Here is a 19,956-nt window from a genome sequence, read left to right on the forward strand (position 1 = left end):
CTAGGGTCCAAGTTCCACGAGGGTCCAACTTCCGCACCATTGCCCGCGCCACAGCGCGCGCCATGCAGAAACGAGGGGTAGGACGTGAAGCTCCACGGCGACCGCGTGACGGCTTTCCTGATGCTCTTGCCCTCGCTCATCTTGTTGGCGATCTTCGTTTACGGCTTCATCGGGCGCACCGCCTACGTGTCGACCACCGACTGGGGCAGCAACCCGGCGCAGGCGCTCGCCCTCGAGCCGCAACTCGAGCCCGTCGGCGCGGCCAACTACGTGGGGCTCTTCACCTCGCGCTTCAACGCGCGGTTCCGCCAGGACCTCGTCAACACCTTCTTTTTCACGCTGTTCTTCCTCGTCGGCTGCCTCGGCCTCGGCCTCGGCCTCGCCATCCTGCTCGACCAGCGGGTGCGCGGGGAGGCCGTGTTCCGCACCATCTTCCTATTTCCATTCGCCCTGGCGTTCATCGTCACGGGCACCATCTGGCGCTGGATGCTCCAGCCGCAGGGCGGCCTGAACGTCCTGCCGACGCTCGTCGGGCTGCCTAAGCTCGAGCTGCCGTGGCTCACCACCAGGCAACAGGTGTGGCGCTTCGACTGGCGGCACCTCCCCGCCTACCTCGCCGTGATCGTCGCGCTGGTGTTGCTGATCTTCGCCTGGCGGGCGTGGCGCAACCAGCGCCGCGGGCGCGGGGCGACCCTCGGCGTGGTGGCGCTGGCGCTCGGCGTCTGGGGCGGCTTCGGGGCCCCCGGCCTCACGTTCCTGCCTTACAGCGAGCTGCATGGCTTCAACGTCGCGTTCATAGGCATCGTGTTGGCGGCGGTGTGGCAGATGTCCGGTTACACGATGGCGCTCTACTTGGCGGGCCTGCGCGGCGTGCCCGAGGAGCTGCGCGAGGCGGCGCGGAGCGACGGCGCCAGCGAGTGGCAGCTCTACCGCCACGTCATCCTCCCGCTGCTAGGGCCCATCACGCTGTCGGCAATGATCATCCTGGGCCACATCAGCCTCAAGATCTTCGACCTCATCTGGGCCATGGCGGGTTCCGACAACGCCGTCACCGACGTGCCCGCGCTGCTCATGTACCTCCGCACCTTCCGCGGCAACCAGTTCGCCGAGGGCGCGGCCATCGCCATGGTGCTGCTGGTCATGGTGGCGGCCGTCATCGTGCCGTACCTGTGGACGAGCCTGCGGAGCGAGGTGCGGCGATGAGCCTCACCACGCTGCCCCGGATCCAGAAGCGCCGCAGCCCCTGGCGGCCCGTCGTCTACCTCCTCCTCGTGTTGGCGACCATCTTCTACCTCCTGCCCATCTACCTCGTGCTGGTGACGGCCCTCAAGGAGGCTACCGACATCCAACTCGCGACCACCTGGAACCTGCCCAACCCCTGGAGCTGGGGCAGCTTCGTCACCGCCTGGCAGGCGTTCGCCCCGAAGCTGCGGAACTCGCTGGTGCTGGCCGTCTTCGCGACGGTCGGCTCCGCCATGCTGGGCTCCTTGAACGGCTACGTGCTCTCTAAGTGGCGCTTCCCCGGCGCCGGCATCGTCTTCCCTCTCATGCTCTTCGGCATGTTCATCCCCTACCAGGCGATCCTCATCCCGCTCTTCCAGTTCCTCAAGAGCGTGGGGCTCTACGGGAGCATCTGGGGCCTCATCCTCACCCATATCGTCTACGGCCTGCCGATCACGACCCTCATCTTCCGCAACTTCTACGCCGAGATCCCCGACGAGATGCTCGAGGCCGCCAAGATCGACGGGTCGGGCTTCTTCGGCATCTACGCCCGCATCATGTTCCCGCTGTCGGTGTCGGGCTTCGTGGTGGTGATCATCTGGCAGTTCACCCAGATCTGGAACGAGTTCCTGTTCGCCGTCACGCTCACGAACCAGGCGTCGCAGCCGATCACCGTGGCGCTCGCGCAGCTTGCGGGGGGCGAGGCGGTGAAGTGGAACCTGCCCATGGCCGGGGCGATCCTGGCGGCCCTACCGACCCTCCTCATCTACATCGTGCTGGGCCGCTACTTCATCCGCGGGCTCCTGGCGGGCTCGGTGAAGGGATGAGGGCGCTTGGCTGACCCGACGCTCGAGCCGGCGAGGTTCGACCTCGAGAAACATCCGCACCGCCGCTACAACGCGCTCTCGGGTGACTGGGTGCTCGTCTCGCCGCACCGCACAGAGCGGCCCTGGCAGGGCAAGGTAGCCGCGGCCGGCGAGCGGCGCCCCGAGTACGACCCGACCTGTTACCTCTGCCCGGGCAACGAGCGGGCGGGGGGCGTGAGGAACCCACAGTACACCGAGACGTTCGTCTTCGAGAACGACTTCGCGGCCCTGCTGCCGGACACGCCCGCCGCCCGCGCTGACGGGCTCCTCCGGTTCGAGTCGGTGCGGGGCGAGTGCCGCGTCCTGTGCTTCTCGCCGCGCCACGACCTCACGCTCGCCCTCATGAACCCGTCCCAGCTACGCACCGTCGTCGACCTCTGGGTGGCGCAGCAGCGCGAGCTGCAGGAGCGCTGGCGCTGGGTGCAGATCTTCGAGAGCAAGGGCGAGATCGTGGGGGCAAGCAACCCACACCCGCACGGGCAGATCTGGGCGAGTGACTTCCTACCGGTGGAGGTGGCCAAGGAGGACGACCGGCAACGGCGCTACTTCGAGGCGCACGGCTCGCCGCTGCTCATCGACTACGCGCGGCTCGAGGCCGAGCGCGGCGAGCGGGTGGTGACCCAGAACGAGCACTGGTTGGTCGTCGTTCCCTTCTGGGCCTACTGGCCCTTCGAGGCGTTGGTGCTGCCGCGCAGGGCGGTGGCGCGCCTCACCGACCTCTCCGACGAGGAGCGGGACGCCCTCGCGAGCGTCCTGAAGATCATGTTCGTCAAGTTCGACAACCTTTTCGAGACGTCGTTCCCCTACTGCTCCGGCTGGCACGGCGCGCCGTCGGGTACGGGTGGGGCGCACTGGCAGCTCCACGCTCACTACTACCCGCCCCTGTTGCGAAGCGCCAGCGTCCAGAAGTTCGTCGCGTCTTACGAGTGGCTGGCGGAGGCGCAGCGCGACCTCACCCCCGAGGGTGCCGCGGCCAGGCTCCGCGAGCAATCGGGGCGGCACTACCTCGAGGCGCCGGCGGGCCGATGAGCGACTTAGCGGGCGTCTTAGGCGCCTTCCGCGAACGGTTCGGCGGCGAGCCCGAGGTGGTGGTGCGGGCGCCCGGGCGCGTCAACCTCATCGGCGAGCACACCGACTACAACGACGGCTTCGTGTTGCCCATGGCTATCGACCGCACGATGTGGGTCGCGCTGCGGCCCCGTTCCGATCGCAGCGTGCGGGTCCATGCCCTCGACTTCGGCGCGTCGGGAACCTTCGAGCTGGATGGCCTGGAGCGGGGAGAGGGCTGGCTCGAGTACGTGAAGGGCGTCGCCTGGGCGCTGCAGGAGGCGGGTTACTCGCTGGCGGGCTGGGAAGGCGTCCTCGGCGGCAACGTTCCGCTCGGCTCCGGCCTCTCGAGCTCGGCGGCCGTGGAGCTCGCCACGCTGAGGGCCTTCCACGAGGTGTCGGGCTTCCCCTGGGACGAGGAGGAGATGGCGCGCCTCGGCCAGCGTGCCGAGAACGGCTGGGTCGGGGCCAACACCGGCATCATGGACCAACTGATCTCGGCGGCGGGCCGCGAGGGGTACGCCCTGCTCATAGACTGCCGGACGCTCGCGACCGAGCCGGTCACGCTGCCGCCGAACACGGCCGTGGTGGTCATGGACACGGCCACCCGCCACTCTCACACCGACTCCGGCTACAACGAGCGGCGGGCGAGGCGGCGGCGAGCCACTACCGGGTGCCGGCGTTGTGCGACCTCACCCTCGAGCGGCTCGAAGCCGGGGCCGCCGGCCTCCCCGAGCCGGTCTACCGGCGTGCCCGGCACGTGGTGACGGAGAACGCCCGCACGCTCGAGGCCGCCGAGGCGTTGCGCGAAGGCGACGCGACGACGATGGGGCGGCTCATGAACGAGAGCCACGACAGCCTCAGGGACGACTTCGACGTGACCACGGACGCCCTCAACAAGATGGTCGAGTGCGCTCGAGACCAAGACGCGTGCTACGGCGCGCGCATGACGGGCGGAGGCTTCGGCGGCTCGGCTGTGGCCCTGGTGGAGGAGGCGGGCGCCGCGGCCTTCATGGAGGCGGTGGCCGCGTGCTACGAGGCGGACACGGGGTTGAGTCCGGCACTGTACTTGTGCCATGCCGCCGCTGGGGCCAGCACGTTGACGCCGTAACCGGCCGCCCGCGGCCGGGGCGGCAAGCCTAGAAGTTGATCGAGATGCAACTCAAGTTGCGCAGGGCATCGGTTCCACCCGTCACGTCAAAGTTGTAGGTCAGTTGGTTCCCAGCCACGCCCATGGCCCGAACCTCGAGCCTTGCGCCATCCACGAGGCCGGCCAGGAAGTGCCCGAGCGCATCGCCGCTGAAGAAGACTGCATCTTTACTGACTGCAACGCTCAGCAGTTCCGTAACGGCTGCCTCGGAATCGAACTGCCACGTCGTCGCCGCGTACCAGAAGGTGGCGCTATCAGGCTCTTTTTGCTCGGTCCTCGATATGTGTAGTTCGGCAGTGGTGACGTACATCTCCAGCCAGTCGCCTCCGTCACACCTGACGACGACGTTGCCGTCTTCGGAGTTCTCGGACCTCAGCAGGACGTAACTCGTGTCCTTGTCGCGGGCGTCGTCATGCCTTTCGACGAAGTTCCATCCGCCGGCGAACCCTACCGACAGCACCGCAAGCGCGAATATCGCAACGACCACCTGTTTCATTTCGTGCTGCCTCTCCGGGGCTCGGAGCCACCGATATAGGTGCTCGTCATCGCCTGCCCTCCCAAACGGTCTTTCCCGTAGCCGATGCCCCCGCACGCAAGATGGGCGGCGTCCCAACCTAGGAACGTCAACAATCCTGTGGATCTCATGCATCGAGGTTACGGAAAGCCGCTTAATTTCCCCTTAAGCGGGGGCCTTCGAGGGAGGCCGGGGTTCGAGCGTTGCGCCCCTTATAGTGCCGCCATGCCCGCAGACCCCCTCGTGATCCCCGAGCCCGTTGCTCGCCGCTTCATCCTCGGCCGCCAGGGCTTGTGGCCGGGGCGCCGTTGGGCTGGTCGCAGCGGCACGGAGCAGGCGATGCGCGCCGTCGAGCACCTGCAGCTCGACCCGCTGAACATCACGGCGCGCAGCCAGGACCTGATGCTGCACGCCCGCGTGGCCGATTACGCGCCGGAGAGTTGGCAGCAGCCGACCTACGACGAGCGCAAGTTCTTCGATTGGGGTGGTTGGCTGGCCGTGCGTCCCATGGAGGAGCTGCCTTACTTCCGTCACTACATGGTGGAGGCCGCACAGGAGCCGCAACATACCGACTGGGCCAAGGCGCACGCCGCCCTGCTGGCAGAGATGCGGGCCGTGGTGCGCGAGGAGGGCCCAGTGAGCAACCGCGACTTCGCCATGGCCTCGCGCAACCGCGTGAACAGCTACCGCGGCCGCAAGGACAGCGCGCTGGCGCTCTACCACCTGTGGCGCACGGGCGAGGTGATGATCCACGGCCGCGAGCGCTTCGAGCGCAGTTACGACCTGACCGAGCGCATCGCACCGGCCGAGCTCATCTGCGAGGCGCCGGCGCACGAGGCCGAGCGGTTCATGATGCTCAAGCGCGTGGCTTTCGAGGGTCTGCACGACCGGGGCGGCAGCGCCTTCCCCATTCCCGGCGCCTACCGCGTGGGGGAGGTCCGCGAACTCCTCGACGAACTGACCCATGACGGGCTACTCGTTGCCGTTCAAGTGGAGGGCCGGCGCGGCAAGCAGCACCTGCTGGCAACCGACTTGCCTCTGCTCGAGGCTTTACTTTCAGGGCGAGTACCCGAGGCCTGGCAGCCGGTGGGCCTCACCACTAGCGACGCCGTGACTTTCCTCGCCCCGCTCGACCCGGTGTCGGCGCGCGGCCGAGCCGCCAAGGTCTTCGGTTTCGATTACGTGTGGGAGGTTTACAAGCCCGTCGACAAGCGCAAGTGGGGCTACTACGTCCTACCCATCCTCTGGGGCGACGCGCTGGTGGCACGCGCCGACCTGAAGCTCGACCGCTCGACCAACACGCTACAGGTGCTTGGCTTCTGGCTCGAGGAGCCCGCCACCGGCAAGGACGCGGCCTTCGCTACCGCCTTGGGGCGGGGCTTCGCCAACCTCCGGCGTTTCTTGGCGGCCGAGAGGCTGGACGTGAGTGCCATCCGCCCCGTCGCCTTGCGCAAGGAGGTGCGCAAGGTGGCCGCCTCGTCGGGGGAGTGATCGGGTCAACGGTCGTGCGGGGCTACGGCAGCGCTTGGTCGAAGCGCTGCACCTCCACCAGGTAGCCGTGCGGGTCGCGCACGAGGAAGCGGGTGATGCCGAACGCCGCCACGTGTTCGACGGGCGTGCTGGGCCGAGCGCCGCGCGCGGTGAGCTCGTCGTACGCGGCTTGCACATCGCGCACCAATAGGGTGAGGAACACGCGGTGCTGTCCCGGGATGACGGGACTCCCGAGGCAGAAGCCTACGTAGGCGCCTTCCCGCACGCGGTAGATGCGGCACGTCCCCTGATCGCGGACGAGTTCGAGGCCGAGGACGCCCCGGTAGAAGCCGTCGGCGGCGTCGAGGTCGTGCGTGGGCAGGAAGGTGAGGAACGCGTCGGGCTGCATGAGGCCCTCAGGATGGCACATGGAACGGCTGGACCGCGGCGGGGACGGTGATTACCCCGGCGTGGTTGCGCCCGACGGGGATTACCCCGGTGTGTCTGCCGCGACGGTGATTGCCCCGGTGCGAACGCGGTTACGGTGGTTGCCCGGTGCGATCGCGGCGAGGGTGCCTGTTGCACCGATGCCCTTCGCCTTCTGGCGCGATGTCGGGCGTCATGTGATATAAACATCACATGTCCAGCAGTCTCGTGGCCGCGAACGCCGCCGCTTCTCCTTACGCGGGCGGACTCACCGGCGCCACGCGGGCCGAACCTAGCCGATCCGCCGACCCAGACCGAGCCGCAGACGCCTTCTGGAAAGCGCTCGCCAGCCCCTGGCGCCGCCAGATCCTCGACGCCCTAAGGGGCGGCCCCCTGACCACAGGCGAGCTGGCTGAGCACCTGCCGAAGCTCTCCCGCTTCGCCGTCATGCAGCACTTGGACGTGCTCACGGACGCCGGCATCGTTCTGGTAGAGCGTCGCGGCCGGCACCGCTTCAACCACATCAATGCGGCCCCGCTGCGTGGGTTCTACGAACGTTGGGTCGGCCGCTTCGCGGACGCGGCCGCGAGCGAGATGACCGCCCTGAAGCGGCATCTGGAGGAGGAGGCCATGGCGAACGAATCGGTGAGGGTCATACGAATGGAGAACGAGCTCGGCTTCGCCGCGCCGCCCGAGCGCGTGTTCGCGGCGCTGACCGACGCAGAGCAGGTCTTGAAGTGGTTCCCGTACACGTACGGGGAGAAGCGCGTGCAGCGCGTGGTGCTCGAGCCGCGCGTCGGTGGGGCGCAGTACGAGGATTGGGGCGACGGGCGCGGCTACTTCTACGGCCACGTGACCGAATGGGACCCGCCGCGCCGCTACGCGGTCCGTTCGCGCCTTCATGCCGGCACCGTGATGGACACGGCCCTTGCCATCGAAGCCACCGAGGCGGGTTCGGTGTTGCGGTCGTCCAGGGTAATCGTCGGACCCATCGACGACGAGCAGGAGCGGGGCATCAGGTTCCACGGCGACCTCGGCCGCTTCGAGGAGGCAATCCGCAAGGTGGTGGAGGGAGAGCGAGCATGACCGACAAGGCCAGCAAGTACGTACGGACCGCCACCGCGAACGTCGAGGCCCAGACGGGCATGTCCGTCGAGGAGATCTTCGAGATGATGGGTGGCTGGGGCACGTTGAAACACGGCGAGCTAGTGTCACGCTTGAAGGAGAAGCTCGGCCTCGGCCACGGCCACGCCAACATGCTGGTGCACGACTTCCGGGAGCGTCTCGAGGCCGCAACCGGCGTCGCCGCCTCGCCCGCCGATCCTCTTGACGCAATCTACGCCGGTAAGAAGGCAGAACTGCGGCCGCTGCACGAGGCCGTTCTCGCGCGGCTGCAGGGCATGGGCCAGTTCGAAGTGGCGCCCAAGAAGGCGTACGTCAGCCTCCGCCGGGCGAAGCAGTTCGCCACGGTGGGCCCCGGCTCGCGTGGCCGGCTCGAGGTGGGCATCAACCACCGCGGCGCCGCGACGACAGAGCGTTTGGAGTCGCTCCCGGCCGGGCAGATGTGCACGCACCGCGTGTACCTGACGTCGGCGGACGAGGCGGACGACGAGTTCGTGGGGTACGTGCGGGCGGCGTACGAAGCGGCCGCGTGAAGCCGCGCTGACGCGCCGATGGGTGCGGGGCGCGCTTGGGGGCGAGGCTGGAGGCCCCGAGGCTCACCATGCCGGCGCGTTCTTTCCTGGGCGCAAGTGGTGGCGAGGCGTACGCCCACCGATGTCTAAGATACTTGACATGAAGTCGCCTGTTCTTTACACTCCTGATGTAAAGGATGTTTGACGCCAAGGGCCCCGGCCCTCGAGGAGGCGACGATGTCGCAAGAAGAGAGAACGACGTGGGTGAGTGGCGTAGTCACGCTGTTGGCGGCGGCCTGGTACGGCTGGACCGCGTTCGGTGGGTTCGGCCGGGTCCCCGTGGACCAGATCGCGTATCAGCGGCCGCTGATCATCGCCGTGGTCGCGATGATCGTCGGCAACATCGTGGGTGCCGTCGTGCTCACGGCTGGTGCGGCGATCAGGGCCGAGGTGACCAGTAGCGGCTCGGCGAAGGCCATCGACCGCAAGGACGAGCGCGACGCTTCCATCGGGGCGCGCGGCGACCGCGCGGGGTTCTACGTGGTGTCGTCGCTGACGGTCGGCGTGCTGGCCCTGGCCATGCTGGAGGTGCCGCACTTCTGGATCGCCAACGGCGCGTTCGCGGCGCTGGTCTTGAGTGGGCTGGTGAGCGCCGTGGTCAGGCTCGTCGCGTACCGCCGGGGGTTCTAGCCATGACCAAGCCGACGCGGGTGACGAACGACATCCGCGCGCTGCGCTTCGCCGCCGGCGAGATGACGCAGGCGGAGCTGGCCGACCGGGTCGGGTTGACGCGCCAGACCATCATCGCCATCGAGCAGGGTCGCTACTCCCCTTCGCTCGAGGTGGCCTTCAAGATCGCGCGTGCGTTCGGCGTTCCGCTGGAGCGGGTGTTCGGCTACCCGGAGGAGGAGTAGTAACGGCCTCCGACACCCCGCGCACCGGCGTCTCGCTGCTTCGCGCCACCGGCCGGGCAAGACGAGCATGGCGAACGTCGCCCGGTTCATGGCCGAGCTCACGGCTGACCCAGCGACCCGGCGGCGTTGGCGCGGACAGATGCCCGTGATCGTGAACGAGACGCAAGGCAGATAGCGTAGTGATGTCGATCGGGTGGAAGCGGTGGGAGCGCCGCTACTAACTTTGGCTGGCTCACGACGCCCCCAAAGCGCAGGCGCTCAGTCTTCGTTAGTCGCGTATCCCTCGATGATCTCCCCACCGGCCAAGACCGCGTCGTACTCGACGAACGGCTCGGACATCACGTTTCCGTCCCTGTTCGCCTCACCCGCGGCGTGATAGGTGCCCGTGATACGAAAGCCCTCTTTGTCGATCAGGTCCCAGTCGTCGGTCGTGCCAGTCACCTCGATGGCGCCGAAGAACATGCGGAACCAGTTGTTGCTGTACAAGACGACCATGCTGCCCCCGGTTATCTTCTCGCGCTCGGGCGTGCCGTCATAAACGCCGAACTCGCCGTCCCACCTGCCCGATGCCCGTAACGCGGTGGTCTTGACGGCCACGCTCGCGGTATTGGGCCCACCCGCGAGCCCGGTTGCGGTGGCGGTGATGGTGTGACTACCCGGCGCAGGCGCCGCCAGTTCCGCCGACCACGCGCGCCTACCGGCCGAGGCGGCGGCGAGAGTGGCCGTGACCGGCGCTCCTCCACCGACGGTAACCTTGACACCGGCGCCGTCCACCACGCTTCCCTCGACGAGGATGGCGCTACCTGCGACGAACTCCTGGTCGGGTTGCGGTGAGGTGATCACCACTTCGGCCTGCGGCTGAGGTTGGGGTTGGGCGCCGCATGCCGAGAGGAGGGCGACCGTGAGGGCTAGGGCTAGCAGTCCAGTGGTTCTCATGTGCCGAAGTTACTGGCGAGCTCTTAAATCTGGTTTAAGTGAAGTCCGCCGAGGCGCTGACTGGCGGCGGCTCGGGCGAGAACGCGCCGGCCGGCGTGATGAGCGGCATGCCGACGTGGGTTTGGCGGTGGATAACGTCGCGGCCGGTCGTCCCACACGAAGCGGGCGCGGCCGAGCACGCTCGCGTTGCGGCGCTGGGGCGCTGGGTCCTGGCGTTCGTGAAGCCCTAGCCGCCCATCCCCACCAGGGCCGAGCGCTTCGCCATCCCTGTGGCTATCGCGTCAAGAAGCGCCGTGGCTTCATGAGCGTGCCCTGCAGGGGTGACGGCTTGGATCGCAGTAGGAACCTTCGCGGCGACGTCCGCCATCCATTCCCGAGCAAGGGTTTCGTCGATGCCGGCGCGGTTCGCCGTCTGTACGAAGTGCCTCGGAACGATGTCGTTCACACGGTCGTCTCGGCGCAGCGCCCGCAGCCGCACGCCCTTGACCCAAGTCAAGGCACTCAACTTGCCAACCGACGTTCAATCGACGAATCGGTCCTAGAACGACCGCGAACGACTATCATGCCGAAAGCACCTCGTCCTGCGAACGTTGGTTCGCCGCTGGCTGCCACTCGTCGTTCGGGGGCCGCCGGGTGTCCGGCAGCGCCGCATGACGTGGAAACGGGAGGCAACGTGATCTCTGACTCGAGCGCGCACCAAGACCACTTTTTCGACAGGGAAGGCGGGCCCGGCTGATGGCGCAGAACGCCCCCGTACTCAGGGTCGGACGACCGCTAGCCATCAGCAAGACGAGCGTCGAACCGGTGGCCGACACCGACACCGCCTGGACGCGGCTCATCTACTCCTACGCGTCGTGGGCCACCGTCTGGCTCATCTGGGGCACCCTGATCGGGCTCTACCTCAGCCTCAAGTTCGCCGCCCCCGATATGGAACACATCGCGTGGCTGTCTTACGGCCGGCTGCGTCCCGTGCACACCAACACCGTCTTCTGGGGCTGGTCCTCGCTGGCCATGATGGCGGCGGCCCTCTACGTCGTGCCCCGCACCAGCCAGCGGCGGCTCTGGTCCTACCCGCTCGCTTGGGTCAGCCTCTGGCTCGTGAACATCGCCGTGCTGGCGGGCGACCTGCTGCTCATGGCCGGCATCAACAACGGTGGCCAGGAGTACCGCGAGTTCATCTGGCCCGTCCAGGCAGTGTTCGCCACCGGCGTCATCCTCATCGCCTACAACTTCATCCGCACCATCGCCGACCGGGGCATCGAGGAGATCTACATCTCCAACTGGTACATCATGGGCGGCCTGCTCTGGACCATCCCACTGCTGGTCATCGCCTACATACCCTTCTACCAACAGAACGCCATCAGTGAGACGGTCATCCAGGGTTACTACATGCACATGGGCGTGGGCATGTGGTTCACGCCGGTGGTGCTCGGCCTCACCTACTACGTGCTGCCGAAGTTGTTGAACAAGCCCATCTACTCGTACTCCCTGGGCGTCCTGGCGTTCTGGACGCAGATGGTCTTCTACTCGCTCATCGGGGCGCACCACTTCGTTTTCGCGCCCACGCCGTGGTGGCTGCAGACGGTGGCCATCATCTTCAGCGTCGGCATGATCATCACGCTTGCCGCCGGCACCGGCAACTTCCTGCTCACCATGCGTGGGAGCTTCCGCACCATCGCCCGCTCGTACAGCCTGCCGTTCATCCTGGCGGGGGTCATCTCGTACTTCCTCTTCTCCGCCCAGGGGTCGCTCGAGGCGCTCCGCAGCGTGCAGGGGCTGTGGCACTTCACCAACTACACCGTGGCGCACTCGCACCTCACTATGTACGGCTTCGTGGTGCTGCTCATCTGGGGCGCCCTGTACGGCATCCTTCCCCGGCTTACCGGCCACGAACCACCCCAGTTCTGGGTAGGGGTGCACTTCTGGTTCGCCGTCGTCGGCCTCGTGCTCTACGCGACGGCCCTCATGTTCGGCGGCACGATCCAGGGACTCAGCTGGATGAGCGGATCGCCGTTCATCGAGTCGGTCAAGGCCATGGCCTCGTACTGGCTCTGGCGCGCCGTGGGCGGCACGCTCATGTTCTTGAGCCACTGCATATTCGCCTACAACATGTGGACCATGCGCCCCCGTCCCGCCACCAGCCCCGCCAAGGCGCCGGTGGCCGAGGTAGCGCAGTGAACTTCCACAAGAACCACTGGTTGCTCTTCAGCGTCATTTGCTTCGGCTTCATCGGCCTGTCGCTCATCGTGGGCATCTTGCCGGCCATCTGGGTGCAGAACAACTCGGAACCGATGCCTGGGGCGCAGCCCATGACCGAGATCGTGCAGCGCGGCATCGACGTTTACGTTGCCGAAGGCTGCGTGGCGTGCCACACGCAACAGGTGCGCCCCCTCGAGATGGACGCCGTTTGGGGCCGGCCTTCCGCCCCCGGCGACTACGCCTACGTGACCCCGAGCTCATGGTGGGCGCCTTACGCCCCGGCCGTGCTCGGCAGTGAACGGACCGGACCCGACCTCACCAACGTGGGCGCCAGGCAGTCGAGCGACGTGTGGCAGTACATGCACCTCTACAACCCGCGCTCGGTGGTGCCGGACTCAGTCATGCCCGCCTACCCCTGGCTGTTCGACCGCGTGACTACGGTGCCGAGCGGCAAGACCGCGGTGCCGGTGCCCGCCCACTTCGCGCCCAAAGACGGTTCGCTGGTGGTTCCCAACGAGAAGGGCGAGGCCCTGGTGGCTTACTTGCTCTCGCTGAAGCAACCGTCCTTGACCGCCGCTCCAGTTACCCTGGAGCCGGAGGCCGCTGAGCCGGCGCCGGCCGGCGAGCCCGAACCGGCCGGCGAGCCGCAAGCCGCGACCGAGCCGGAAGCCGCCGCCGAACCCGAACCGGCCGCCGAGCCGCAAGCCGCCGCCGAGCCAGAAGCCTCGGAAGCACCGGCCACGCCGGAGCAGCCGGAAGCCGCCCCGGCCCCAGCCGCGACGCCAGAGCCGGCCGCGCCGGCCGCCGCCGAAGAGCCGGCCGCGCCGGTCACCGCTGAAGAACCGACCACTCCCGCTCCACCCGCAGCCGAGGAGGCAACTACCCCCGCCGCAGAAGAAGCGCCGATCTCTTGGGACGAGGAGTTGGGCAGCGCCACCTACACCGCCCACTGCGCCGCCTGTCACCAGGCCACGGGGCAGGGCATCCCGAACGCGTTCCCGCCGCTGGCGGACGACCCGGTGGTCACGGCCGACGACCCCACCGAGCACGTGACCACGGTGCTGCACGGCAAGCAGGGCTCGACCATCAACGGCGTCACGTACGGTGCGGCCATGCCGCCGTTCGCGGCACAGCTCAGCGACGAGGAGATCGCCGCCGTCGTCAACCACGAACGGACCAGTTGGGGTAACTCGGCGCCGCTCGTGACCCCTGCGGACGTGGCCGCCCTGCGCGGAGGCGGGCAATGACTACGTTCCTCAGCCTGGTTCTCACGCTTCAGAACCAGATGAACGGCCACGGAGGGACCGATCCCCTCGAGCACTTCACGCTGCTGCCGGCCGGCCACCACGTTGCCGACCCGGCGGGCAGCTACGAGTACGTCCTCGTGGTCGCGGGCGTGATCATCACGCTGCTCGTCACGTTCTTCACGATCAAGTTCTTCTTCAAACCGGGCGAAGCCGGCGCCGGCCACATCAAGCGCCGGATCCTGCGGGACGACCGGTGAGGGGGTTTCTGCCATGAGCGACGAGCGAAACGAGACCGGCGGCCTTCCGGGCGGCGTTCCAGTCGGCCCGGGCGAAAACGCCGCGTCGAGGGAAGACCTTAGCCGTATCGACGTGTACCTTGACGGCGGCACCGAGCCCATCGTCAGCTACCGGCCGCCGGTCAGCTTCGAGCTCGACTCCACGCAACTGGACGACGGAGACCACGTCCTGCGCATCGAGGCGCGCGACTCCTCCGGCACGAAAGGTGTTCGCGTCGTGCCCTTCACGGTGCGGAACGGCCCGGGGATTGCCCTACACGGCCTGACCCCGGGCGACGTCCTCGACGGGAAGGTGCAGATTCTCGTCAACGCCTACGGCGGCGCGAACGAGAAGTACTGGGAACCGTCGCGCGCCGAGACCCCGGCGCCCATCCCCACCTGGACTTGGGTGCTCGTCTTGTTCATCGTTGCCTTCGGGGTGTTCTACGGGGTGCGTCACTGGAACCCGTCTCCCGACTTCGCGTCCACGCCCACGTTCAGTTCCACCACCGCCCAGACGAGCCAGGCTCCTGGCGCAGTCGGCGGGCCCGCCGGCGCGCCCACGGGCCAGGGCGGTGCCAAAGGGGAGGCCCTCTACTCCAACCTTTGCGCGGCCTGCCACCAGGCCGGCGGACAGGGCCTGCCGGGCGTGTTCCCGCCGTTGGCGGGTGACCCGGTCGTGACCGCCGCCGACCCTACCGAGCACATCAGTACCGTGTTGCACGGCAAACAGGGTTCGACCATCGACGGCGTCAGCTACGCCGCGGCCATGCCGGCGTTCGCGGGACAGCTGACGGACGAGGAGGTGGCCGCCGTCGTGAACCACGAGCGCACGAGTTTCGGCAACTCGGCCCCCACCGTTACCGCCGACCAGGTAGGCGCTTTGAGATAGTCGAGCAGGTGCACGCTTGCGGGGAGCGCCCAGCGCGGCGCGCCCCGCGCGGTGCGGCACGGGGCGCTCCCGGCGCCGCAGCGAACGGCGGCCCCCCACGCCGAACCGCACGGAGGGCCCCACCCCGAACCGAACGGCGCGCCCCACGCTGAACCCAATGGCGCGTTCTACGCCGAGCCGAGCGGCCCCCAAGCTCAGCGGCCGAACACCGCGTCCGACAGTAGTACGACGTCCACGTCGGCGCCGGCCAGGTGCGCGAAGACCGACGCCAGGTCTTGGCTGAAGTACCAGGTGTCTATGTCGCTCACCTCGGGCACGATCTGATGGAACACCAGCACCAACCAGCTGTGCTCCCTGGCCGCGCGGTCGATGGCCGCGTTGATGACCGCAGGCGTGTCGAGGAGAGAGACGCTCAGCGCGCGTAACCGGTAGGGGTCCGCCGGTGGCCAGGTCTCGAGCCCCTGTGAACGGACGATGGTTCGGCCCGCCGCGAAGTACTCATGGACGCGCGCGAGCGACGCCTCGTCGAAGCCGCCGTATGGGTAGGCGATGACGTCGGCACCGCGCCTGAAGCCATGCTCGAGTATCCACGACTTCACGCCGGCCAACTCGGACACCAGGTCCTCGTCCGAGAGGGTGTCGAGGCCACCGGACTCCAGGGGGGTCTTGTGGTGCGCGATGACCTCCCAACCCCCGAACCGCTCGGCGATCTGCAACTCCTCCAGGGTCATGAAACTCGGTTGGCCGATCAGGTCGACGATGACCGCGATGCTCGCCTTGAGACCCAAGGCCTGCGCCAGTGGTAGGCCGAACCGGAAAGCGCCGTCTCGCGCGTCGTCGAACACCAGCGAGACCTTCCCGCGGGGCGGGCGCGGCACGGTCGCCAGCACATCGAACCAAGCCGTCACCGGACCGTCGCCCTGGTCCTTGAGGCTGAGTTGGATGTCGGTCACCCGGCTGAGGTCGATGTTCGGTGCGGTGCCACCGCTGGTCAGCCCCAAGCTGGAGGTGATCGTGAACCAGTCGTCGTCGAGGGCGTAAGTGTCGGCCTTGTCCCTACGGCCGGTAAGGACGGGGAACGCGTCGTAGGTCTCGAAGCCGTCGGTGCTCAAGTACACGTACAGGTAGTCGAGGTGCTGCACGCCGTTCAGCTTCAGGCCGAGCTTCAGGAACGCCCCACTCAGGTCGAGCGGCCCCAGGTTGCGGGCCCGGATGTTGACCTGTGCGCCGTCGCCGTCGGTCGTCACCTTCAGGGAGCGCGTGCCGATGAGAACCTCCGCGAGGTCCGCTTCCGCGCTGCCCGCGGTGCTCTGTTTGGTGAAGGCCGAGTCGAACTGGAACGCGTCGATGACCTTGCCCGGACCCAGCGGGACCGGCACGGCCACGGGCCTGAGGTCGAGTGCGGCCGGTGGCGGTGTTGGGTCGGCTGCGAAAGCGAGCGATGGCGGCAGAACAAGAAGCAACGCCAAGGTGAGAGCCGATAACGCCCGGGCATGCGCCCCCACGGCCGCGCGGCGCCGTTCAAGAGCTAGCGGTGAATGCATCAGGTCATTATCACCGCAACGCCGCGTCAGGACGGGCGGGCTTCGTCAAGCGAGGCCAACGCGGCGAACGCGCAGCTGCCCTCGCCGTCCGCCATGCAGGACGTGAGCCGCACCTCGGTTCCCAATAGGAGCGAGATCAACCGTTCGTCGAAGCGGCAAACGGCGCGCGTCTCCTGGGCAACGCGGTGGTAGATGCAGTTGATTGCCTCGATGGACTCGCCGTCCGCCGCGAGGCGCGCGTGGTATCCGAGTTCGTTCATCTTCTCGATCACTGCCGCGCGCCTGGACGGTGCGTCGAGTCTCTCGAGCGCGGGCAACAGCTCGGCGGCCAGGTCGTCCGCCATGGTAGCGAGAACCGACTCGGCGGTTTCGTCCCCGAGGCGGTCCCGGAGCGCCCGGAGCATGCCCAGCGACAGCATGTCGTAGCGGCGTGGGAACGTCTCCCGGCCCCGCTCGGTCATCCCGTAGGTCCGGCTCGGCCTGCGACCGCTGGGCCTCAGGCCGATCGGGGCCACCAGCCCGTCGCGCTCCAGGGCCGTTACCTGCTGGCGCACGGCGTTGCGCGTGACGCCCAGCAGGGCCGCGAGTTCGTCGAGGGTCAGGCCCTCCGGCTTGGTGTGGAGCAGTTGCTGCAGGAGCGCCTCGCGAGTGCTAGGAGGCGGTTGCTGCGCTGCCGTAGGAACCTTTCCTTGCGTCACGGACTCACTCCTTCCCGATGTTTCACGTGAAACATTACCCCGGCGGCTGGGCCTTTCACGGAGACACGCCCGGCGCTAGGCCTGAACAATAACATATGTACCTTACATTAGTGATTTTGGGTGCTAATCTCGTCGAGGTGAACGAGCGCCCTGCTGAGCGTCCGTGCGACCAAGAACATCGAAGGGAGAGGTCATGAATTACCACCAAGAAGTCAGCTCGAGAGGTTCGTTCGGTCGTCGCCTGGTTGGCGGCCTGGCGGTCCTCGCCCTCTTCGTCCTACCGTTCGCCGCTGCCCAGGATGCAGAACTAGCCAAGTCGCCGCCTCCGGCCCCGTACGTGAGTGTGTCGACGCTGCTTCCCCTGCCGGACTTCATCCCGGGCGTGGGCGCCCTGTTCATCGACCCGGCGAACGCACCCGTCGGCCCCTGGCTCTCGTACGGCTCGGACGGTAGCCTCGTCGAAGTCCTCTTCATGGTGCCCATCAGCGCCATGCAGACGGCGACCAACTGGTCCGACTTGGCCACGGGCGTGCTGGCCAAGACGGGCAAGACAGTCGACCACGTGGAGATCACCTACAACGGCGGGCACCCCGGCATGGCCGAACCGCACTACCACATCAGGCTCGTGCTCGTTGACGCGGCTACGGACCAGAAGCTCCTGAACCCGTAACGGATAAGGAGTTCCAGAACCCGAAACGACCCGAGCGCCGCGCCTGACCGAATGGTCGGCCGACGGCACAAGCAAGCAGAACGGATAGCGCCACGTTTCCAAACGTGGCGCTATCCGTCCTGACAGAGTCTGGAACGGCTACGGAACCTGCGTCACCACTACGTTGACCAGGTTCAAGGGCGGTTCGGACGTGCCGAGGGCCACAGTGATGGTCTGCTCGCCGTACCACTCACCGCTTTCACCCAGCACGCCGTTGCCGTTGTCGTCGCTCCCGACCTCGATCTTGAGGGGTCCCGGCAGTGCGTCTATGAGCGTGAACTTGCGGTCGGCGTCCAGCAAGGCGTCCGGATAGCCGGGAACGCGCAGCATCAGATCGAGAACGGGCGCGGGGGGAGGCGGCGGAGTGCCGATCAGCGCGTTGTAGGCGGCTGCCGGGTTGATGAAGCCCCAACCGTACTCCGGGTCGCGGCCCGTGGTGCCCTTGTCCACCGCCGTGGTGGCGATGGCGTCGGCGATCTGCGCGGCGCTCGCCCCCGGGTCGGCGCTGCGCAGCATGGCGATCACGCCTGCCACGGCGGGGGACGCCATGCTGGTGCCCGACATGGTGCCGTAGTCGGGTCCCGCCAGGCGGCCCTGGGCGTCGAAGATGGCGATGGTGCTGAGGATCATCTCCGCCGGCGTGCCGCCGGGGGCCGCGATGAACATCTCACTTCCCATGTGGCTGTAACAGGCGCGCTGCTCGTCTGGGCCGGTTGCGGCCACGGCCAGCACTTCCGGGTAGGCGGCCGGGTAGGAGACGGGTTTGGTGGTGAAATTGTCGGGGCAACTGTATTTGTCGTTGCCCGCCGCCGCAACCAGGCTGATGCCGAGGCCGGCCGCTGCCTTGATCGCGTCATGGACCGCGTTCCCGAGGTCGCCGCTACCTCCAAGGCTCATGTTGATGACGTCCGCCAGCGGCTCGCCGCCGTTGGCCACGTAATCCAAGGCCTTGACGAGGGCCGTCGTGCTCATGGTGCAATCGCTAGTGGCGTCGTCGCCAAGGTTCACGAGCAGCAGCCTGGCGTACGGCGCCACGCCTGCCACGCCGAGGCCGTTGTTGGCGACCGCCGCGGCGATGCCCGCCACGTGGGTGCCGTGAGTCTCGCACGCCGCCCTGGTGACCGTGATGTCGCTTCCGCCCCTGACAGCGTCGTAGGTCCCGGCCACGTTGTCCCGCAGGTCGGGGTGCGACGGGAGGAAGCCCTGGTCGAGGATGGCGATGGTCACCCCGGCCCCGCCCGCGTCGCCCCACATGGGCTCCACGCCCAACAGGTCGAGGTTCCACTGTTGCGACCGGAGCGGGTCGGTGCTTGCGGGATACAGCCGCCGCGGGAACTCCACGTAGCGGACCCCTGGCGTGGCGCGCAGGGCCTCCGCCACGCGAACGGCGTCGGCGGTGGGCACGTCCACCAGGGTGAGGCGGGCCGCGTCGAACGAGTCGGTGGAAGCCGCCAGGCCCAGGCTCCCGAGGGTGGAGGCGACCGCCAGCTTGGCCGCCGCGAGGGGCGCGCCGGCCACGCCGTCCTGGCCGAGCACGAGGCCCTCGGACCCCAGTCCGACCATCAGCGTGGTGACCGGGGCCGAGGCGAGGGCCTCGTCGGTGGAGGGCTCGAACGCCGCGGTGGACAGGGTGTCCGGGGCCGATTCCGCGACGCCAAGCGCCGAGCTGGCCGGTCCGCCCACCGCCTGACCCGTGACCTCGGGGAAGGAGAAGGTGAAGTATTGGCTCATGACCACGATGTCCGGGCCGCGCCACTTGGCAGTGAGCTTCAGCCTGAACCCGACGTCCACGCGGGGCATGCGGGAGGGATCGACGGTGACCGTCACGTAGGCGTCCCCGTTACCCTGGCTGGGCGAGACGACGATCGCGCCATCGGCGGCCAAGTTGTCCGGAACGACCTCCAGCTCCCAGTCGCCCGAACCTATGACCTGCGCCGTCGCTTGGGTGAAGCCGTTCATCTCGAGCGTCGGGGTCTTCAGCCGCACATCGGGGCGCGGCCCCAGTTGCACACAGCCGGCCAAGACCACGAGGGCGGCCGTGCCGAGCAGCGCGAGGAGGACCCACCTGCGGGCGGACGGACGAGGGGTGGGGTTGGCGTCCCTCTTCATGTGAACTCCGTTCGTGCCACGCCCACTGACAAGGAAGTCCGGGCGCCGGCGGCTATCACCTTAGATATCGCACTCGCCGGCCCGTTCCGTGACAAGCGCGTGAAG

The 19,956-nt window shown here is 67.8% G+C and carries 23 protein-coding genes; 16 read left to right on the forward strand and 7 right to left on the reverse strand.

Annotation, left to right across the window (positions count from 1 at the left end; translation table 11 throughout):
• Positions 1-84: 84 nt before the first annotated feature.
• Genes ROY82_12705 through ROY82_12725 form a run of 5 tightly spaced genes read left to right on the forward strand, consistent with a single transcriptional unit; the run spans position 85 to position 4,245 of the window.
• Positions 85-1,203 (forward strand): sugar ABC transporter permease, encoded by a 1,119-nt coding sequence (locus ROY82_12705; GenBank protein ID MDT3683320.1) that lies wholly within the window; start codon positions 85-87, stop codon positions 1,201-1,203.
• A complete protein-coding gene (locus tag ROY82_12710; GenBank protein ID MDT3683321.1) occupies positions 1,200-2,048 on the forward strand; it encodes a carbohydrate ABC transporter permease in 849 nt (282 codons plus the stop codon). The genes ROY82_12705 and ROY82_12710 overlap by 4 nt, the downstream gene beginning before the upstream one ends.
• Positions 2,049-2,054: 6 nt before the next feature.
• Positions 2,055-3,116, forward strand: a complete 1,062-nt coding sequence (locus ROY82_12715; protein ID MDT3683322.1) for a UDP-glucose--hexose-1-phosphate uridylyltransferase — start codon at positions 2,055-2,057, stop codon at positions 3,114-3,116.
• Positions 3,113-3,901 (forward strand): galactokinase family protein, encoded by a 789-nt coding sequence (locus ROY82_12720; GenBank protein MDT3683323.1) that lies wholly within the window; start codon positions 3,113-3,115, stop codon positions 3,899-3,901. Before ROY82_12715 ends, ROY82_12720 begins: the two co-directional genes overlap by 4 nt.
• Positions 3,898-4,245 (forward strand): hypothetical protein, encoded by a 348-nt coding sequence (locus ROY82_12725; protein ID MDT3683324.1) that lies wholly within the window; start codon positions 3,898-3,900, stop codon positions 4,243-4,245. The genes ROY82_12720 and ROY82_12725 overlap by 4 nt, the downstream gene beginning before the upstream one ends.
• Positions 4,246-4,273: 28 nt before the next feature.
• Here ROY82_12725 and ROY82_12730 read toward each other — a convergent pair whose 3' ends face one another.
• Positions 4,274-4,780, reverse strand: coding sequence for a hypothetical protein (locus ROY82_12730; GenBank protein MDT3683325.1), 507 nt, complete (start codon positions 4,778-4,780; stop codon positions 4,274-4,276).
• Between the two features lie 243 nt (positions 4,781-5,023).
• On the opposite strand from ROY82_12730, the gene ROY82_12735 reads away from it, so the two are divergent.
• Positions 5,024-6,289 (forward strand): crosslink repair DNA glycosylase YcaQ family protein, encoded by a 1,266-nt coding sequence (locus ROY82_12735; GenBank protein ID MDT3683326.1) that lies wholly within the window; start codon positions 5,024-5,026, stop codon positions 6,287-6,289.
• Between the two features lie 22 nt (positions 6,290-6,311).
• On the opposite strand, the gene ROY82_12740 is transcribed toward ROY82_12735, so the two are convergent.
• Positions 6,312-6,677 carry a VOC family protein gene (locus ROY82_12740; GenBank protein ID MDT3683327.1) on the reverse strand — a complete coding sequence of 122 codons (366 nt, stop codon included), beginning with the start codon at positions 6,675-6,677 and terminating at the stop codon, positions 6,312-6,314.
• Between the two features lie 230 nt (positions 6,678-6,907).
• Here ROY82_12740 and ROY82_12745 point away from each other — a divergent pair, with 230 nt between their 5' ends.
• The 4 genes from ROY82_12745 (at position 6,908) to ROY82_12760 (ending at position 9,242) form a co-directional block, all read left to right on the forward strand.
• The gene (locus ROY82_12745; protein ID MDT3683328.1) at positions 6,908-7,780 is read left to right on the forward strand and encodes a helix-turn-helix domain-containing protein; all 873 of its coding nucleotides are present in this window, start codon (positions 6,908-6,910) and stop codon (positions 7,778-7,780) included.
• Positions 7,777-8,349 (forward strand): DUF5655 domain-containing protein, encoded by a 573-nt coding sequence (locus tag ROY82_12750; protein ID MDT3683329.1) that lies wholly within the window; start codon positions 7,777-7,779, stop codon positions 8,347-8,349. Before ROY82_12745 ends, ROY82_12750 begins: the two co-directional genes overlap by 4 nt.
• A gap of 216 nt (positions 8,350-8,565) precedes the next feature.
• The gene (locus ROY82_12755) at positions 8,566-9,018 is read left to right on the forward strand and encodes a hypothetical protein (GenBank protein ID MDT3683330.1); all 453 of its coding nucleotides are present in this window, start codon (positions 8,566-8,568) and stop codon (positions 9,016-9,018) included.
• A gap of 2 nt (positions 9,019-9,020) precedes the next feature.
• Positions 9,021-9,242: a helix-turn-helix transcriptional regulator gene (locus tag ROY82_12760; GenBank protein ID MDT3683331.1), complete on the forward strand. Its 222-nt coding sequence runs from the start codon at positions 9,021-9,023 to the stop codon at positions 9,240-9,242.
• A 258-nt stretch (positions 9,243-9,500) separates the two neighbouring features.
• On the opposite strand, the gene ROY82_12765 is transcribed toward ROY82_12760, so the two are convergent.
• Positions 9,501-10,178: a hypothetical protein gene (locus ROY82_12765; protein MDT3683332.1), complete on the reverse strand. Its 678-nt coding sequence runs from the start codon at positions 10,176-10,178 to the stop codon at positions 9,501-9,503.
• A 38-nt stretch (positions 10,179-10,216) separates the two neighbouring features.
• On the opposite strand from ROY82_12765, the gene ROY82_12770 reads away from it, so the two are divergent.
• Positions 10,217-10,408: a hypothetical protein gene (locus tag ROY82_12770; GenBank protein ID MDT3683333.1), complete on the forward strand. Its 192-nt coding sequence runs from the start codon at positions 10,217-10,219 to the stop codon at positions 10,406-10,408.
• Here the strand turns inward: ROY82_12770 and ROY82_12775 are convergent.
• Positions 10,405-10,623 (reverse strand): hypothetical protein, encoded by a 219-nt coding sequence (locus ROY82_12775; protein ID MDT3683334.1) that lies wholly within the window; start codon positions 10,621-10,623, stop codon positions 10,405-10,407. The two genes, ROY82_12770 and ROY82_12775, sit on opposite strands and share 4 nt — an antisense overlap.
• A gap of 290 nt (positions 10,624-10,913) precedes the next feature.
• Here ROY82_12775 and ROY82_12780 point away from each other — a divergent pair, with 290 nt between their 5' ends.
• Genes ROY82_12780 through ROY82_12795 form a run of 4 tightly spaced genes read left to right on the forward strand, consistent with a single transcriptional unit; the run spans position 10,914 to position 14,791 of the window.
• Complete coding sequence (locus ROY82_12780; protein ID MDT3683335.1) at positions 10,914-12,356, forward strand: cbb3-type cytochrome c oxidase subunit I; 1,443 nt, start codon at positions 10,914-10,916, stop codon at positions 12,354-12,356.
• A complete protein-coding gene (locus tag ROY82_12785; GenBank protein MDT3683336.1) occupies positions 12,353-13,624 on the forward strand; it encodes a cytochrome c in 1,272 nt (423 codons plus the stop codon). Before ROY82_12780 ends, ROY82_12785 begins: the two co-directional genes overlap by 4 nt.
• Positions 13,621-13,881: a hypothetical protein gene (locus tag ROY82_12790; protein MDT3683337.1), complete on the forward strand. Its 261-nt coding sequence runs from the start codon at positions 13,621-13,623 to the stop codon at positions 13,879-13,881. Before ROY82_12785 ends, ROY82_12790 begins: the two co-directional genes overlap by 4 nt.
• A gap of 13 nt (positions 13,882-13,894) precedes the next feature.
• Positions 13,895-14,791, forward strand: a complete 897-nt coding sequence (locus ROY82_12795) for a cytochrome c (GenBank protein MDT3683338.1) — start codon at positions 13,895-13,897, stop codon at positions 14,789-14,791.
• A gap of 194 nt (positions 14,792-14,985) precedes the next feature.
• Here the strand turns inward: ROY82_12795 and ROY82_12800 are convergent, their stop codons facing one another.
• Both ROY82_12800 and ROY82_12805 read right to left on the reverse strand, forming a co-directional pair.
• Positions 14,986-16,335 carry a hypothetical protein gene (locus tag ROY82_12800; GenBank protein ID MDT3683339.1) on the reverse strand — a complete coding sequence of 450 codons (1,350 nt, stop codon included), beginning with the start codon at positions 16,333-16,335 and terminating at the stop codon, positions 14,986-14,988.
• A 26-nt stretch (positions 16,336-16,361) separates the two neighbouring features.
• Positions 16,362-17,033 carry an HTH domain-containing protein gene (locus ROY82_12805; protein ID MDT3683340.1) on the reverse strand — a complete coding sequence of 224 codons (672 nt, stop codon included), beginning with the start codon at positions 17,031-17,033 and terminating at the stop codon, positions 16,362-16,364.
• A 193-nt stretch (positions 17,034-17,226) separates the two neighbouring features.
• Here ROY82_12805 and ROY82_12810 point away from each other — a divergent pair, with 193 nt between their 5' ends.
• On the forward strand, positions 17,227-17,703 hold the full coding sequence (locus tag ROY82_12810; GenBank protein ID MDT3683341.1) for a hypothetical protein: 477 nt from the start codon (positions 17,227-17,229) through the stop codon (positions 17,701-17,703).
• A gap of 138 nt (positions 17,704-17,841) precedes the next feature.
• On the opposite strand, the gene ROY82_12815 is transcribed toward ROY82_12810, so the two are convergent.
• Complete coding sequence (locus ROY82_12815) at positions 17,842-19,851, reverse strand: S8 family serine peptidase (GenBank protein ID MDT3683342.1); 2,010 nt, start codon at positions 19,849-19,851, stop codon at positions 17,842-17,844.
• Between the last annotated feature and the right edge of the window lie 105 nt (positions 19,852-19,956).

It is taken from the genome of Truepera sp. (assembly GCA_032027045.1).
Taxonomy (GTDB): domain Bacteria; phylum Deinococcota; class Deinococci; order Deinococcales; family Trueperaceae; genus JAAYYF01.

Coding starts and splice junctions, on each gene's coding strand:
- ROY82_12710 (MDT3683321.1), top strand. CDS start 1,200: ATGAGCCTCACCACGCTGCCCCGGATCCAGAAGCGCCGCAGCCCCTGG.
- ROY82_12720 (MDT3683323.1), top strand. CDS start 3,113: ATGAGCGACTTAGCGGGCGTCTTAGGCGCCTTCCGCGAACGGTTCGGC.
- ROY82_12730 (MDT3683325.1), bottom strand. CDS start 4,780: ATGAAACAGGTGGTCGTTGCGATATTCGCGCTTGCGGTGCTGTCGGTA.
- ROY82_12735 (MDT3683326.1), top strand. CDS start 5,024: ATGCCCGCAGACCCCCTCGTGATCCCCGAGCCCGTTGCTCGCCGCTTC.
- ROY82_12740 (MDT3683327.1), bottom strand. CDS start 6,677: ATGCAGCCCGACGCGTTCCTCACCTTCCTGCCCACGCACGACCTCGAC.
- ROY82_12745 (MDT3683328.1), top strand. CDS start 6,908: ATGTCCAGCAGTCTCGTGGCCGCGAACGCCGCCGCTTCTCCTTACGCG.
- ROY82_12750 (MDT3683329.1), top strand. CDS start 7,777: ATGACCGACAAGGCCAGCAAGTACGTACGGACCGCCACCGCGAACGTC.
- ROY82_12755 (MDT3683330.1), top strand. CDS start 8,566: ATGTCGCAAGAAGAGAGAACGACGTGGGTGAGTGGCGTAGTCACGCTG.
- ROY82_12760 (MDT3683331.1), top strand. CDS start 9,021: ATGACCAAGCCGACGCGGGTGACGAACGACATCCGCGCGCTGCGCTTC.
- ROY82_12765 (MDT3683332.1), bottom strand. CDS start 10,178: ATGAGAACCACTGGACTGCTAGCCCTAGCCCTCACGGTCGCCCTCCTC.
- ROY82_12780 (MDT3683335.1), top strand. CDS start 10,914: ATGGCGCAGAACGCCCCCGTACTCAGGGTCGGACGACCGCTAGCCATC.
- ROY82_12790 (MDT3683337.1), top strand. CDS start 13,621: ATGACTACGTTCCTCAGCCTGGTTCTCACGCTTCAGAACCAGATGAAC.
- ROY82_12795 (MDT3683338.1), top strand. CDS start 13,895: ATGAGCGACGAGCGAAACGAGACCGGCGGCCTTCCGGGCGGCGTTCCA.
- ROY82_12800 (MDT3683339.1), bottom strand. CDS start 16,335: ATGCATTCACCGCTAGCTCTTGAACGGCGCCGCGCGGCCGTGGGGGCG.
- ROY82_12810 (MDT3683341.1), top strand. CDS start 17,227: ATGAATTACCACCAAGAAGTCAGCTCGAGAGGTTCGTTCGGTCGTCGC.
- ROY82_12815 (MDT3683342.1), bottom strand. CDS start 19,851: ATGAAGAGGGACGCCAACCCCACCCCTCGTCCGTCCGCCCGCAGGTGG.